General features: G+C 37.1%; 20 protein-coding genes. 18 read left to right on the top strand and 2 right to left on the bottom strand.

Annotated elements, in window-relative coordinates:
* Positions 1-183: 183 nt before the first annotated feature.
* The 3 genes from lysA (at position 184) to J416_RS04885 (ending at position 2,581) form a co-directional block, all read left to right on the top strand.
* Positions 184-1,482, top strand: coding sequence for a diaminopimelate decarboxylase (lysA, locus tag J416_RS04895; RefSeq protein WP_003466259.1), 1,299 nt, complete (start codon positions 184-186; stop codon positions 1,480-1,482).
* A 15-nt stretch (positions 1,483-1,497) separates the two neighbouring features.
* Complete coding sequence (locus J416_RS04890; RefSeq protein WP_003466257.1) at positions 1,498-1,932, top strand: peptidylprolyl isomerase; 435 nt, start codon at positions 1,498-1,500, stop codon at positions 1,930-1,932.
* Between the two features lie 283 nt (positions 1,933-2,215).
* Entirely contained in the window at positions 2,216-2,581 is a 366-nt protein-coding gene (locus J416_RS04885) for a GNAT family N-acetyltransferase (protein ID WP_003466256.1), read from the top strand.
* A 131-nt stretch (positions 2,582-2,712) separates the two neighbouring features.
* Here J416_RS04885 and J416_RS04880 read toward each other — a convergent pair whose 3' ends face one another.
* Positions 2,713-2,799, bottom strand: a complete 87-nt coding sequence (locus tag J416_RS04880) for a YjcZ family sporulation protein (protein WP_040512939.1) — start codon at positions 2,797-2,799, stop codon at positions 2,713-2,715.
* A gap of 151 nt (positions 2,800-2,950) precedes the next feature.
* On the opposite strand from J416_RS04880, the gene J416_RS04875 reads away from it, so the two are divergent.
* From J416_RS04875 to J416_RS04810, 14 genes are all read left to right on the top strand, one after another.
* Entirely contained in the window at positions 2,951-3,694 is a 744-nt protein-coding gene (locus tag J416_RS04875; protein WP_003466253.1) for a segregation/condensation protein A, read from the top strand.
* Positions 3,687-4,262 (top strand): SMC-Scp complex subunit ScpB, encoded by a 576-nt coding sequence (scpB, locus tag J416_RS04870; protein WP_003466250.1) that lies wholly within the window; start codon positions 3,687-3,689, stop codon positions 4,260-4,262. Before J416_RS04875 ends, scpB begins: the two co-directional genes overlap by 8 nt.
* Before the next feature lie 180 nt (positions 4,263-4,442).
* Positions 4,443-5,552, top strand: coding sequence for a D-alanyl-D-alanine carboxypeptidase family protein (locus J416_RS04865; protein ID WP_003466247.1), 1,110 nt, complete (start codon positions 4,443-4,445; stop codon positions 5,550-5,552).
* Positions 5,545-6,132 (top strand): nucleoside recognition domain-containing protein, encoded by a 588-nt coding sequence (locus tag J416_RS04860; RefSeq protein WP_003466245.1) that lies wholly within the window; start codon positions 5,545-5,547, stop codon positions 6,130-6,132. Before J416_RS04865 ends, J416_RS04860 begins: the two co-directional genes overlap by 8 nt.
* An 8-nt stretch (positions 6,133-6,140) precedes the next feature.
* Entirely contained in the window at positions 6,141-6,662 is a 522-nt protein-coding gene (locus tag J416_RS04855; protein ID WP_040513004.1) for a spore maturation protein, read from the top strand.
* Positions 6,663-6,727: 65 nt separating this feature from the next.
* Positions 6,728-7,456 carry a pseudouridine synthase gene (locus tag J416_RS04850; protein WP_003466241.1) on the top strand — a complete coding sequence of 243 codons (729 nt, stop codon included), beginning with the start codon at positions 6,728-6,730 and terminating at the stop codon, positions 7,454-7,456.
* Positions 7,457-7,515: 59 nt separating this feature from the next.
* A complete protein-coding gene (gene resA, locus J416_RS04845; protein WP_003466239.1) occupies positions 7,516-8,115 on the top strand; it encodes a thiol-disulfide oxidoreductase ResA in 600 nt (199 codons plus the stop codon).
* A gap of 2 nt (positions 8,116-8,117) precedes the next feature.
* A complete protein-coding gene (resB, locus tag J416_RS04840; protein ID WP_003466237.1) occupies positions 8,118-9,746 on the top strand; it encodes a cytochrome c biogenesis protein ResB in 1,629 nt (542 codons plus the stop codon).
* A 59-nt stretch (positions 9,747-9,805) separates the two neighbouring features.
* Entirely contained in the window at positions 9,806-10,996 is a 1,191-nt protein-coding gene (gene ccsB / locus J416_RS04835) for a c-type cytochrome biogenesis protein CcsB (RefSeq protein WP_003466234.1), read from the top strand.
* A gap of 91 nt (positions 10,997-11,087) precedes the next feature.
* A complete protein-coding gene (locus tag J416_RS04830) occupies positions 11,088-11,801 on the top strand; it encodes a response regulator transcription factor (RefSeq protein ID WP_003466232.1) in 714 nt (237 codons plus the stop codon).
* Positions 11,802-11,825: 24 nt separating this feature from the next.
* On the top strand, positions 11,826-12,200 hold the full coding sequence (locus tag J416_RS04825) for a DUF4430 domain-containing protein (RefSeq protein WP_003466230.1): 375 nt from the start codon (positions 11,826-11,828) through the stop codon (positions 12,198-12,200).
* A gap of 4 nt (positions 12,201-12,204) precedes the next feature.
* Positions 12,205-12,684, top strand: coding sequence for an ECF transporter S component (locus tag J416_RS04820; RefSeq protein WP_040512936.1), 480 nt, complete (start codon positions 12,205-12,207; stop codon positions 12,682-12,684).
* Between the two features lie 150 nt (positions 12,685-12,834).
* A complete protein-coding gene (locus tag J416_RS04815; RefSeq protein ID WP_003466228.1) occupies positions 12,835-13,353 on the top strand; it encodes a sigma-70 family RNA polymerase sigma factor in 519 nt (172 codons plus the stop codon).
* A 1-nt stretch (position 13,354) separates the two neighbouring features.
* Entirely contained in the window at positions 13,355-14,539 is a 1,185-nt protein-coding gene (locus J416_RS04810; protein WP_003466227.1) for a hypothetical protein, read from the top strand.
* Positions 14,540-14,611: 72 nt separating this feature from the next.
* On the opposite strand, the gene J416_RS04805 is transcribed toward J416_RS04810, so the two are convergent.
* On the bottom strand, positions 14,612-14,851 hold the full coding sequence (locus J416_RS04805) for a ferredoxin (RefSeq protein WP_003466226.1): 240 nt from the start codon (positions 14,849-14,851) through the stop codon (positions 14,612-14,614).
* 141 nt (positions 14,852-14,992) lie between these two features.
* Between J416_RS04805 and J416_RS04800 the strand changes: the two genes are divergently transcribed.
* Positions 14,993-16,045 (top strand): YpbB family protein, encoded by a 1,053-nt coding sequence (locus tag J416_RS04800; RefSeq protein ID WP_003466225.1) that lies wholly within the window; start codon positions 14,993-14,995, stop codon positions 16,043-16,045.
* Positions 16,046-16,047: the final 2 nt, after the last annotated feature.

Raw genomic sequence — 16,047 nt, 5'->3', positions numbered from 1 at the left:
ACTTACGAATGTGGTGTGATAAATTAACGTTATACTTTTACGAAGATTGACGATTCTTCGTAGAGGAGCGACGGTTTTCTCCCTTGTCCCATCTAGCTTTTTATGATTGAGATGGTGATAAGGGGTTTTTATATGATGGTATAAAGAATGAATGGATGTGGTGTTTTTATGGAGGTAAATGTTATGGAACGTTCATATCAAGTGAATCAACAAGGACATTTAACGATAGGAGGACTGGATACGGTCAAGCTTTCCCAAAAATATGGAACGCCACTTTTCGTCTACGATGTTAATCACATACGTCAAAATGCACGAGCTTTTGTAGAGGCTTTTCGCGCGCATAACGTGAAAGCTCAAATTGCTTATGCCAGTAAAGCTTTTTCTTCTATTGCGATGGTACAGGTCGCTAAACAAGAAGGTTTAAGCCTAGACGTTGTTTCACAAGGTGAATTATATACAGCCATCCAAGCAGGTTTCCCTATGGAGCGGATTCATCTGCATGGAAATAATAAAAGCAAAGAAGAAATTGAGATGGCTGTTGAGCAGCAAATTGGTTGTATTGTCATTGATAATTTTTATGAAATTGAATTACTTCAGCAAGTATTACAAGAAAAACAATCGACGATGGATGTATTAATACGTGTGACACCTGGTATTGAGGCACATACGCACAACTATATTTTAACTGGACATGAAGATTCTAAATTTGGCTTTAATGTCAATAATCATCAAGCAACTGAGGCGTTAACTACATTATTAAAAATCGATCGTATAACGGTCAAAGGCGTGCATTGCCATATTGGTTCACAAATATTTGAAACAGATGGTTTTGAAATGGCGGTTCAACGATTGTATCAAATGATAAATGAATGGAAGAACAGCTTTCAGTTCGAAACGGACGTATTAAATGTAGGTGGTGGATTCGGTATTCGTTATACGGCTGAAGACAAGCCATTGCCGTTACACGAATATGTCGATGCTCTAATTAAAGAAATAACACAGCAAGTGGATCATTATCAGCTCACATTCCCAGAGATTTGGATTGAACCAGGAAGGTCTCTTGTTGGAGAATCAGCAGTCACATTGTATAAAATAGGGTCGATTAAAGAGATTCCAGAGGTACGTAAATATATTTCAGTAGATGGTGGCATGACCGATAACATACGACCTGCTTTGTACGAGGCTAAATATGAAGCCGTTGTAGCAAATAAAGCAAATCAATCACCCGATGAAAAAGTAGCTGTTGCAGGAAAAGCCTGCGAATCAGGAGATATGTTGATTTGGGATATTGATTTACCAAAAGTTAAAAACGATGACATATTAGCTGTATTTAGCACAGGTGCTTATAGTTATTCTATGGCTAGTCATTATAATCGTTTTCCGAAAGCTGCCATAGTGTTCGTAGAAGATGGTCATGATGCCTTAGTAGTGAAAAGAGAAACGTATGAAGATGTTGTGCAAAATGATTTATTTTATGAATAAGGGAGAAAAGACAAAATGAAGCAAGCGACGATAACATTTGAAAATAAAGAAAAAATTATAATCGAATTATATCCAGAAGCAGCCCCAAATACCGTGGCTAATTTTGAAAAATTGGCGAATGATAGTTTTTACGATGGTGTCACGTTTCATCGTGTGATACCAGGATTTGTTGCCCAAGGTGGTGACCCGACTGGAACGGGTTCCGGCGGTCCAGGGTATACGATAAAATGCGAAACAGAAGGCAATCCACATCGGCATGTGGCAGGTTCGTTATCGATGGCTCATGCAGGTAAAGATACTGGTGGAAGTCAATTCTTCCTTGTACATGAACCGCAACCACATTTGGATGGTGTTCATACAGTTTTTGGACAAGTCATTGAAGGTATGGATATCGTTCTGCGTATTCAGCAGGGCGATATTATGGAAAGTATTCGAGTGGATGAAAGCTAATTAGACATAAAAAGCTAAGAATTGGAAATAAGCGTTGACAGTCTTGTTCGACTATACTATGGTTAAATTAGGAACAAATGAATAATTGCTGAAGGAACGGTCGATAATGAAACGAAGAAATGTTATATTATTTGTTGTTTTACTGTTATTATCGATTGCGTGGGGTGCCTATTATTGGTTTGTCATCGTATTTTAAATGATAAACCAATTCATGTCACGCTTTACCATAGATTACATAACATAAAATCAATCGAATGATGTTATGAGTAATGAGGGGTTCAATATGTTAATACGTTTTAAAAAACGTTTTGAAAAAATAGCGATGGGCTTATTATCATTTATGCCGGATGAGAAAGAAGTCAAAAGGTTGCAACACACGATTGAGGAATACAAATCGAATGAACATTGGCAATTATTCCTTTGGAAAGTAGAAGAAGATGTGTTGGGAGCGATTGGTGTCGAAAAAAATGAAGATAATAAGTCAGTCACCGTCCAGCATATTTCAGTAAACCCATCGCACCGTAATATGGGAATAGGAAAAGAAATGGTGAATGCAGTAAAGGATCATTATGAACCAGACTATGACGTCACACCTAATCAAAACACGCAACGATTTTTGGAAAAATGTCACAAGGAAAGTGAAGAATAAACCTTTGCTATTGCAACATAGCAAAGGTTTTTATACGTGAATCATTTTTGACAGAGAATTGAATGCTTAAATGGGGTATTCTCGTATTGCTAAGGAATAAGATTGAGCATCTTACCCTTAGCAGATTGTGCTTATAACCAAGCTGCACCGACGATAATTAACAAGATAAACAGTACCACAATTAAAGCAAAACCGCCGCCACTGTATTCATAACCCATTTGAACGTACCTCCTATGAATGATTTAATCATGAAATATGATTATTCGTGATTACTATATGCAACAATAAAGATTTCGTATGGGCGATTGTATTCATTTCAATGCTAAAGTAAAATAGATAAAGAGCACCTAAATGGTGGAGGTTATATGAATGAATGAACCATATAAAGTCAAACTCGATACGTTTGAGGGTCCATTAGATCTACTGTTACATTTAATTAATAAATATGAAATTGATATTTATGATATTCCTGTGGCAGAAATCACATCTCAATATATGGCATACATACATACTATGCAGCAACTTGAATTAAATATCGCAAGTGAATATTTAGTGATGGCTGCGACGCTATTAGAGATGAAAAGTAAGTTATTGTTACCCCATCAGGAAGTTGAATGGGAAGAAGAGTATGAAGAAGATCCGCGAGAAGAACTGATGCGTCGATTAATTGAATATCGTAAATATAAGGAAGCGGCTCACCAATTAAAAGAAAGAGAATTGGAACAAAATCAAGTGCACACACGTTCGCCGATTCCATTTGAAGATACGAATCAAGCAAAAGTGCCTGAAAACGAGGCAAATATTTATGATATGTTAGATGCCATCAACAGAATCATGGAAAGAAAAAAATGGAATCGCCCTTTAGAAACTTCCGTACAACGAACGGAAATTCCGATTGAGCAACGAATGGATGACATCATGGATGAAGTGTTAGCAAAACCAGAAGGGGTCAGTTTTTATCAGTTGTTTCCACAACCAACTCGATCTTACATGGTGGCGACATTTGTAGCTATACTTGAATTGATGAAACAACGAAAAATACAATGCATTCAAGCGTACCATTTTGATGATTTAATGGTTTATCAGATGGAGGTAGATCAAGAATATGCATGATGCAAAAGCAATCATAGAAGGTTTGATTTTCGCAGCTGGTGATGAAGGCATCGATAAAAAAGAAATCCGAAACGTGTTAGATTTAGATCAAGCCATGGCTGAGCATGTAATTGACGAATTAAAGTTCGATTATGAAAACACAAATCGAGGTATGATGTTAGTGGAGTCAAAAGGGAATCTATTTTTGACAACGAAACCTGAACATGGTGAATACTTTCAAAAATTAGTCGAAACCAAGACAACATCTAAGTTATCTCAGGCAGCATTGGAATCGTTAGCGATTATTGCTTATTTACAACCCATCACCCGTACAGAAATTGAACAAATTCGCGGAGTGAAAAGTGATCGACCGATACAGACGCTCATAACACGTGCTTTAATTGAAGAAGTCGGAAGGCGAGAAGGGGTAGGACGTCCCATCTTATTTGGTACAACGATTGACTTTCTCACGTATTTCGGATTGAAATCACTTGAAGATCTTCCGCCATTACCTGAAGATTTTCATGAAATGGATGTAGAGCAAGAAGCAGATTTGTTTTTTGAACGATTTCAAGATATGAATCAATAAAGAAAGCTTACCTATCATTTTTGAAATAGAAAAAAGTGAAACGAGTAAGACAATTTGTAAGAATACGTGACTTCACTCGACCGGGCGTGATAAGCTCGGTTTTTCTTATATAACTAACGCATATGCTTGTCTTATCTGCATACAATTGTACAAAGATGTGTGATGAGATGAGGTGAAGCTTTGCGTATACGAATAATATCCATCCTAATTTTGTTCTTTCTTATTTTACCTGTGCAGATTCAAGCAGAAATAGATGTTTCGGCAGAGCGTGCGATTTTAATGGATCAAACATCAGGACGTGTCTTGTTTGAAAAAGATTCAGATACAGAGGCTCTGATTGCTAGTATTACAAAAATTATGACAGCGATTGTTGCGATAGAGCATGGAGATATGGAAGAGCAAGTTGATATTAGTGATCAAGCGATTGGAGTAGAAGGGTCCTCCATCTATTTAGAAAAAAATGATCAAATGACCTTAGAAGATTTACTATATGGCCTCATGTTACGATCTGGAAATGATGCAGCTGTAGCTATCAGTGAACAAGTAGCTGGTAGTCAAGAAGGATTTGTTCATTTAATGAATCAAAAAGCTGAATGGATCGGTATGAATCATACCCATTTTGACAATCCGCATGGCTTAGATGCAGATAGGCATTTTTCAACCGCTTATGACATGGCTCTATTAACAAAATATGCAATGAATAATGAAGCTTTTCGGACCATTTTTGCTACCAAATCATATCAAGCAAGCCATCGAGACTTTGCTTGGAGAAATAAAAATAAATTGTTAACTTCTCTATATGAAAATAGTACTGGTGGGAAAACAGGATTTACGAAGGCTGCTGGTCGTACGTTAGTTAGTACAGCCGAGAAAGATGGACAACGATTGATTGCTGTGACACTAAATGCACCTGATGACTGGCAAGATCATATATCTTTATTTGAATGGGGATTTGACCACTATGAATCGACACTAATTCAAGAAGATGGGGTGTATACGTTCAATCTCGGTAACCAAATCAAACAGGGTGCAATCAAAGAAGAGGTCTATTATCCGTTAACAGACGATGAAAAAAATAATGTATCGATAAAAACTTTTTTTTCCACAGATAGGGGCAATCAATCGTTTGATCGGGTGGGGAAAAAACTGTTTTTGCTTGATGATCAAATCATAGATGAAGTAGCGATCTATGGAGTCTCCTCAACAAGTGAGCCAAAACAGCAACATAGATCATATTGGTCGCAATTTGTCCAACAGTTGAATCGGTTTGTTGGTGATATCAATGATTAATCGGATATGGGCAGTTATGGCGATTATCGGTATCGTTTATGCGATGATAAACGGCACGATGGAAGATGTCAATCAAGCATTATTTGAAAGTGCTGACGAAGCAGTGACACTTGTGATTGGACTAGCTAGTATACTCATTTTTTGGGTTGGAATGATGCGTGTTGCAGAAAGAGCAGGTATTCTACGTGGATTAGCACGAATGTTTCGACCGATTGTCCAGCGATTATTTCCTGAAATACCAGAGAATCACCCTGCTCTAGGTTATATACTCGCGAATTTCAGTGCTAATTTATTTGGCCTTGGGAATGCAGCTACACCAATGGGGATCAAAGCAATGGAAGAGATGAAAAAACTCAATCAATCAGATCGAGCAAGTAACTCGATGATTACATTTCTCGTCATTAACACCTCAAGTATTACCATTGTACCGACGACGGTTATCGGGATTCGAATGGAATATGGCTCACTTGCTCCTACAGAAACAGTGAGTACAACCATATTGGCAACAACCATCACAACCGTAGCTGCGATTGTTATTGATCGAATGTTACGTAAAAGAAGGGAGAGGCGATCCACTTGATCCAATGGATGACAGTGGTCAGCATTTGGTTGGTTCCCTGTATGATTTTATTTATTCTACTGATAGCCACTATAAAAAAAGTACCTGCATATGAAGTATTTGTTGAAGGAGGGAAAGAAGGCTTGCATTTGGCGATTTCTTTGCTTCCTTTTTTATTAGGGATGATGGTAGCAATCGCTATTCTACGTAGTTCTGGTGCGTTAGATGCATTGATTCAATTGATCAGTCCAGTTTTGACTGCCGTAGGGTTTCCAGCAGAGATTGCGCCACTGGCGATCATTCGACCGATTTCAGGAACAGCGGCATTAAGTGTGACAACTGAAATGATACAAACATATGGACCGGATTCATTTTTGGGTAGACTAGCTTCTACTATGCAAGGGAGTACGGATACGACGTTATATATATTAACCGTTTATTTCGGCGCGGTTGGTATAAAGAAAATGGGCGAGGCACTTAAAGTTGGACTAATCGCTGATTTTATTGGTATAATAGTATCAGTTATCATTGTAACTTGGATTTTTTTGTGATGGCGTTAGCGTATATACGTTAACGCTTGTTATTTGACCAATTAAAAGGAAAGAGTGACTAAAAGATGAGTGAACGATTGCAAAAAGTGATCGCCAATAGTGGCATTACCTCACGACGTAAAGCAGAAAAGTTAATCGAAGCAGGGAACGTAAAAGTAAATGGAAAAGTTGTGCGCGAATTAGGTACCAAAGTAACTTCATTTGATGAAGTGAAAGTTCATGATGTTCCGATTGAAAAGGAACAGCCCGTTTATTATGTGTTACATAAACCTAGAGGCGTCATATCAAGTATTTCTGATGACAAGGGACGAAAGACAGTAATAGACTATTTTGATGAAGTTAAACAAAGAATTTATCCAATTGGGAGACTCGATTATGATACGTCAGGTATTTTATTACTGACAAATGATGGAGAATTTGCTCATCAATTAATGCATCCTAAATATCAAATTGATAAAGAGTATATTGTGAAAACGAAAGGTATTCCGTCAAAAGCCGATCTGCAATCTTTTTATCAAGGTATTCAATCAGAAGGTGAACGACTGAAAGCGAAGCACGTAAAAATTATGTCTACAGATCCAAAAAAGCAAACAGCTATTTTGAAAGTGATTCTACACCAAGGGAAAAATAGACAATTACGACGAATGTTTGAAGCAATACAGACACCTGTTGATAAATTAAAAAGAGAAAAATACGGATTTTTAACAACAGAGCAACTACAACCAGGAGATTATCGACCATTGACACCACATGAAATCAAGCAGTTAAAGGTACTTGCCAATGAAAATTGTTAAATAACTGTCACAATTCGAATCTGTTGATGGTGGTACAATGGCTGTAAGGAGTGAACATTGTGCAAAAGGTTGAACAAGCAACACAACAAAAACGGCGAAAAAAACAAAAACGCATGCTAATTCGTTCGGCGATACTCGTTGTTCTCTTTGGCGCTACTTTATTTGCGGTGATTGCTAGCTTAACGGAAGAACAAGCAGCGGTAAAAGATGGAGACCACGCTCCAAATTTCCAACTGAATTTGTTGAATGGTAATCAAGATAGCATCCAACTTGAAGAACTACGAGGCAAAGGAGTCATGGTAAACTTCTGGGCAACTTATTGTAAGCCTTGTAAGAAAGAAATGCCGTATATGCAATCATTATATGAAGAATATCAAGACAGAGGCATCGAGATTCTTGCGGTAAGTGTGGATTCTACTGAATTTGTCGTGAATAACTTTGTGAGCGAATATGGACTAACGTTCCCTATTTTACATGATAAAAACGGTGAAGTGATGGATGCATATGGTATTAAGCCTTTGCCAGCTTCTTTATTTATTGATGAGGACGGACAAATCGTTGAACGAGTTCTAGGGCCATTGTCATTAGAAAAACTTGAGGGATATTTTCAACAGATCGAACCGAGTCAACAATCACAAAATGATGGTAACGAGGGATAGTTATGTCAGATTATATTTGTAATGCTTGCGGTCAACATAATAAAGAGGGTACAACCATTTGCTCTTCTTGTGGGAAACCGCTAGATCATGAACAGTCTACAAAATTATTAAATATGCGCTATGATGGTACTGCGATACGTTCGAAAACGAGAAATCGTTCCATTGTCGATAAGGTTTGGAATTTTTTCTCTTCAATCAAAGTTGGTGTCACTTTAATTGCCATTGCTTTAATTGCTTCAGCTATTGGGACGATTTACCCGCAAGAGATGTACATACCAGCTACAGTAGAGCCATTAGAACACTACCGTGATCAATACGGTATCTCGGGACAGATTTATTATCAGCTTGGGTTCCATGAGTTATATAGTTCTTGGTGGTATATGCTAATCATCGGTATGATCGGTATTTCGATTTTTATCGTTAGTTTGGATAGAGGCATACCGCTGTATAAAGCTTTAAAATATCAAAAAGTAAAACGGCATCAAAAGTTTTTAACAAGACAAAAATTATTCAGAGAATATGAGAATGTATCTAATCAAGACAAGAAAACTTTTGTTCAAAACTTAAAAAAACGTCGTTATCGAATTAGAGAAGATAACGGGCATATTTTAGCTGAAAAGGGTAGGTTTTCAAGATGGGGGCCGTATGTTAATCATACTGGTTTAATTATCTTTTTAATTGGTACACTACTTCGTTTTTTGCCTTTTATGCATGTTGATGATATGTTGTGGGTTCGCGAAGGAGAGACAGCTGTTATTCCTCATACCAACCAAGAATATTATTTAGAAAATAATAATTTTACCGTCGAATTTTATGGCGAGAGCGAAGAAGATGCCAAGTATGAAGAATCTTTGGAAAATGTTAATCAACCTATACCGAAACATTTTCAAACCGATGCTGTGATTTATCGTGATACATCGATGGTAACGGGGGCAGATCCAGAGCTAAAAAAAGTAAAAAAAGGTAAGATTGTTTTAAATGAACCAATGTCAATCAATGGACTTACTCTCTATCAAAATAGTTACCAGTTAAATGAGTTTCAAAGTATGTCGTTCAATTTACATAAAAAGGACGATCAATCAGAGGAAAGCATCGGATCATTTACCGTAGATCTAACCGAACCAAAGAAACGTTATACCTTTGACAATGGTTTTGAAATTCTTTTGGATGAATATTTCCCTGAATATGAAATCGTTGATGGTGAACCGGAATCAGTATCCAATTATCCAAGGAACCCAGGGTTTGTCTTTTTGGTTTACCCACCAGATAGTGAAGAGCCTGAAGTAAGCTTTTTATCCATTGGTCGTAATATCGACCCTACGAATGAAAACCAATATAAATTGAGCTTAGCAGATTTTGAAGTGCGGAACGTAACAGGTTTATCTGTCAAGAAGGATTATACATTGCCGATCGTCGGATTAGGTGCAATCATATTTATGATCGGTGTTGTACAAGGGATGTATTGGCATCATCGTCGTATATGGATTCATCCTGATGATAACCGATTACTTGTTGCAGCGCATACCAATAAGAATTGGTTTGGATTGAGAAAAGAATTTGAGAAATCAATCGACCATACAAATTTCTCAATGATTGTAGATCAAGAAGAGGAAAAAGAAGATAATCAGTAAACAGAGACTATGATGTCAAGCATCATAATCTCTGTCCTTTTGCATAAGGAGGATGACAAATGATTGACGTAGCCACATTGAGCAATACATTGTTATATAGTGCATTTATCATTTATTTAATAGGTACTGTATTTTTTGCAGCAACAATAAAAGATAAACAAAAGAGAGAAAATGTTGGTTTTGTCCATAAGCTAGCGATTTTTACGACGGTGATCGGATTATTAGCTCACGTAGGATATTTTGTTACGAGATGGATAGCAAGCGGAAATGCACCTGTAGGTAATCTGTTTGAATTTGTGACATTTTTTGGTATGATGCTTGTTTTTGCATTTCTTATTCTCTTTTCAATTTATCGCATTTATTTATTGGGCTTATTCACATTGCCTATTGCTTTATTACTTATTGCTTATGCGAGTATGTTTCAGACAGAAATATCACCACTATTACCATCCTTACAAAGTCACTGGCTTTATATTCATGTTACTACGGTGGGACTAGGACAAGCGATATTAGCCATTAGTTTTATAGCTGGCTTGATTTATTTAATTCGTGAAATTGATCAAACCATACCAACAAAAAAGACAAAGTGGTTAGAAGTCATTATGTACACGATTTTTGCTACGGTAGGTTTCGTCGTAATAACAAGTGGATTTGAAGCAGCTAATTATAATGCAACTTTTACATATGAAGAAAATGGTGAAGAATTATCACTTGATTATCATTTACCTGCCATTTTTGGACCGCAAGATGCTGAACTCGTTACCGAGAATCGCATGGATGCTTGGTTGGATACACCGACATGGATACAAGGAGCCGAGGCACCACGGAAATTAAATACGTTAGTCTGGTCTCTTATCATCGGTTTTGCGTTGTATGTGCTGGTACGATTAATAGTAAGGAAAAGAATAGCTGCTGTGATTCAACCATTGTTGAAAAAAGCAAACTCAGAATTGATAGATGAAGTATGTTACCGAGCGGTGGCTATCGGTTTTCCAGTGTTTACATTAGGTGGACTAATCTTTGCTTCTATTTGGGCACAGCAAGCATGGGATCGCTATTGGGGTTGGGACCCTAAAGAAGTTTGGGCGTTGATTACATTTTTCTTTTATGCTATTTTTCTCCACTTACGATTATCAAGAGGTTGGCATGGCGAAAAATCAGCGTGGCTTGCTGTCATCGGATTTGGGATTATTATGTTTAATCTCATCGTTGTGAATTTAGTGTTAGCAGGATTACATTCCTATGCGTAAAACATTAAATCACGTATAATCTGGGTAGTAACAAGTTGTACAAGTATAACTTGTGCTTCTTGTTTAGTATGGCAAGTAAGGAGGTTGGACTGTGGAATCAGATGAACAGAAAGTATTAGTTGTTGATGATGAGGAACGTATTCGTCGTTTATTACGTATGTATTTAGAGCGAGAAGGATTTGAAATTGACGAGGCTCAAGATGGTGATGAAGCCTTGCATAAGGGGCTAAAGGACGATTATGATGTCATTTTACTTGATTTAATGATGCCAGGGAAAGACGGCATGGAAGTGTGTAGAGACATCCGAGTGAAAAAAGCCACACCGATCATGATGCTTACAGCTAAAGGTGAAGAAGTTAGTAGAATTCATGGTTTTGAAGCAGGTACAGATGATTACATTGTGAAACCGTTTAGCCCTAGAGAGGTTGTTTTACGGGTGAAAGCTTTATTAAGAAGAACAACAAATGTCATACAGTCTTCCAAGACACCGAAAGACATGATAGAATTCCCTTATTTAACGATTGATAATGATGCTCACCGCGTCTTAGCCGAAAATAAAGAAGTAAGTTTAACGCCGAAAGAGTATGAATTATTACTTTTTTTGGCTAAATCTCCAGACAAAGTCTTTGAACGTGAAGAGCTGTTAAAGGAAGTATGGAAATATGAATTTTTCGGTGATTTACGTACTGTTGACACACATGTCAAGCGTTTGCGAGAAAAATTAAATAAAGTGTCTGCTAATGCTGCAACAATGATTGTAACCGTGTGGGGTGTTGGTTATAAATTTGAGGTGAATGCTTCGTAAATAATAAGATAGAGGAGATTTTTTATGAAAGTAATAAGTAGATCGATTGTTATAATTCTATTCGCATCCTTCTTATTAGCAGGATGCGGGGCGACAAATCCATCTGAAGAACAGATTGATATAACGCTAACCATTTCACAAAATAATCAACAAGAAGTAATGTCTGAGAACTCATACCAAGTAGAACAAGGTACTGTATTATTGGACGTATTAGAGGACCATCATGAAGTTGATGTTACTGATGAAGGGTTTATCACTGCGATTGATGATCGCACGCAAGTCGAAAATGAAAAGTATTGGCTTTATTTTGTGAATGGAGAAATGGCAAGTCAATCCGTCGATGAATATAAAGTGAAAGACAATGATGATATCGTTTTTGACTTGCAAGCAACGGAATGAGGATATGGGAGTACATAGATTAACGAGGATCGCTTTATTGGCTGCTTTATGTGTAATTGGGAGAATCGGTTTTCAGTTCATGCCCAATATCCAGCCAATGACAGCGATCATAATATGTTCAGGTGTTTTATTGGGTTCTTTTGTAGCTATGAGTGTTGCATTAATTGCGACTTATGTATCGAATTTGCTATTAGGGATGGGGATATGGACCGTTTGGCAAATCGTTGCATGGGGAATCATTGGTGTATTGTCTGGTCAGTTTAGAAGATTTGAATCTACACCTTCTTTGTTATGGCTTATCACCTTTGGTATTTTCTGCGGTTATTTATATGGAATCATTGTCAACATCGGCACATGGATGTATACAGGGAAATACTTTGTTTATTATCTGACGTCACTTCCGTTTGATAGTTTGCATGCGATCGGAAATGTGTTATTTCTTGTATTTTTGTACCCCGTAATGTCTCGTTATGTTTATCAATAAAATTATAGCACTCATACCACAGCAATACACTGTGGTTTTTGTTTTGTATTCGACTCTCTAACGAATGAATCACTTATGGTATAATAAACGCATCTGTGTTGTAACATTTATGATGCTGAAACGACAAATGGATTGTGAGGGGGTCTTACGATGAAGGCCACTTTTGAAAAGTTATACGAGAATTATCATCAAGACGTCTATCAATATATTTATTATATGGTAAAAAACAAACAAGACACGGAGGACATTTTACAGGATGTTTATCTGAAAGCGTTGCGCTCGTATGATACGTTCAAAAGAAAAAGTTCTGAGAAAACGTGGTTGTTTTCGATTGCTAAGCATGTGACATTCGACCACTTTCGTAAATTGAAAAGAACAAGGAATCGATTTTTTGAGTATTTTGATTGGGGGAAACAAGGCGAATCCATTCAAACGAATCAGCCACTGCCAGAAGAGATTGCGGTATTAGACGATCAAATGCAACAAGTCTATAAATGCTTGGATCAGTGTAGTTTTCATCAAAAGCAAGTAATCATCCTACGTTACCTGCAATCTTTTACGATTAAAGAAACAGCTGATATTCTTAATTGGTCGATCAGTAAAGTGAAAACGACACAACATCGTGCTATCGCATCGTTACAACAGTGTGTACGGAAGGAGGATGATTAAGGTGAGAAATCGTGACATTGAAAATAATGATTCAATTGAAGAAATGTTAACAAACCTTCCGAACATTGATGATCACCGCTCAAAGGAAGACGTATACCAACGTCTCAAATATCATGAGGTTCAACAGGATAAGTCACCTTGGAAGAAATGGAAAGTCCTGATTCCCATTGCATCTTCAATGGTTACGGTAATGCTCATAGTGATTGCTATTTTAAATATGCACCCATCGAGTAATGATCAATCGCTAGATATGGCGTTAAACGAGTCTAGCTCAGAAGAAACGAGTCGTGATCATCGTGCAGATGGTAATAACAAGGGCCAAAATAATGATCAATCAGCATCATTTTCTACTGAAGAGTCAAAAGAAGTAGAAAAGCAGGATCAAGCGTCATTCCATTATCAGCTCGCTTATGAAGATGAACATTCTCAAGCAAAGCCAATCTATATGGCAACAGCAACAACGAATGGCGAATATGTAATTCCGATAACTTTGTTAGACTTCAATGAAACGTCTACTGTTAATCAATATTATCATGCATATGATCGTTATATAGATGAAAAGCGTGGTTTAACGATTCAGCAAATGGATCATCTCGTATTTAATGTCAATGTGGAGGCAGAAACTGCAACCGTATCGTTTACTGATGACTATAAAATGGAACCAACTACATCGAATGTAGTTATATTCCGAAAAATGTTAAATGCAATATTTATGCCTTATGGGATCCAACAAGTGATATTAAAAGGCGACCATGAGATGAAGGATCAAGTGACAGATAATGGGAAGTTAACGTTAGAAGCGTATGACAATACGTATTTTAAACAGTACCAAGAGCTATCCACGTTCTATTTAGTACCTATCTATAAATCGAATGTTACCAATGTTGAACGTGCACTAAAAGAGATGAAGTATGATGAACCGTTGTCCTCAATTCAATCGACTGTTCCGAGTGATGCAGACATTGAAATTCATGAAAGTGGACAACGCATAAATATTGAGATACAATCGAAAAATCTAGGACATAATCAAGCAACGTTGAGCATGGTTGAAGCGATTCTTATGACTACTGGAGCGTTTGGTTATGAACAAGTTGTTTTTGATATAGGGTTAGAACAAATTGGCAAGTATGACTTAACTGAACCTGTCGAAATTCCTAATCGAATAAACCCGAAGTTATTGCAGTGAGATCCCCCGTTTAACGAATTGATATGAGGTTTGATCTTTTGAGTCGAAAAAAGCCAGCGACAAATCAGTGAGTTATGATTTATCGTCTGGCTTTGGCTTTTTTGATATTTGAACAGACCCAGTCGGACAAGATTCTTCAGCATCTTGCACTTCTTCTATCATGTCGTTTGCAATCGGCGTATTCCCCCGATTATTATCGTGATAGCCGTAAGCAATGCCTTCATCATCATAGTCAAACACTTCCGGTGCACAGGCTCCACAGACACCGCAAGCAATACAAGTATCTTGCACAATCCATGTATAATATCGCATGGTTTTCCCTCTTTTCTCGCAAGCTTTCAACATCATTAGCATATCATACGTGTGAATAATGTTGAAATGAGATGTAACCTATCTATTTCACATAAATCTTGTTAAAATAAGTGTAAGTAATCAACTGAAAGGAACTTATGGATGTTCACATATATTTTATTGGACAGTATTTGTAAATTACGGGGTGAGCGAACGGTCTCTAATATTTATCACTTATTGACAGCGAAGAAGTCAACACAAACTATTCAAGATAGTTACATTTATCAATTAACGAATTATTTTGGCATTTATAAGCGATTAGAACGTAAAACTTTTCAAAAAGAGTTACGACATCTTTATGATCAGGGGTGGATTGAAGTCTACCAAGACAAACAGGTCGTCTTAACAACCGAGGGGAGAAGCGTATTGAATGGCTTTGATCACTCCCAAATTTATTTAAATGGAATGAAGTATGATAATCACGCTCTTTTTACGATGCAAGTGATTCAGTTGCTCGTACAAACTTGTACTCATATACAACAACATCATGACACATTTATTCCCGTTGTTGATGATGAAAGTGTTCAACAAAAAGTGAAAGAAATCTTCTATTACTATCAAAAAGATACAAACACGATTTTATATCATTTATATCAAGAGTTAACACGTCTTTTCGAACAAGCCCCAGAGCCATTGGGACATCTGTTTACAGATCAGTTAACGACTCCGCGTCATATCGGGTCCAGTAAAATTCAATTAGCGAGAGAATATGGCCAAACGGTACATGATATGCATTGTCAGTTGATGAATTTGTCGCATTTTTTATGTTTTGCTATTGAAAAAGATTCATCTGTCTCGTTTTTGAAGGAAATCGTACCGCACGAAAGAAATATGAATCTGCCACTAACGGGTTCAGCGCAAAAGACGTATAAATTATGGCAGAAAGGCCATGGGCTAGAGATGATTGCTAGTCAAAGAAATTTGAAGATCAGTACGATACAAGATCATATGGTTGAAATTGCATATGTCGTAAAAAATTTTGACTATTCACCGTTTCTATCAGATCATCAACTTCAATGGATCGCGAACCAAATCGATAGACTTCAAACGAATAAATTAAAAGAAATTAAAGAATCCTTGGATGACCATATCTCTTATTTTCAGATTAAGCTTGTATTAGCGATGTCTCATCAACAAAAAGAAGGGGTTTTTTAGTG

The organism is Gracilibacillus halophilus YIM-C55.5 (assembly GCF_000359605.1).
Lineage (GTDB): Bacteria > Bacillota > Bacilli > Bacillales > Amphibacillaceae > Gracilibacillus > Gracilibacillus halophilus.
This window is presented reverse-complemented; position numbering and strand designations above follow the sequence as displayed.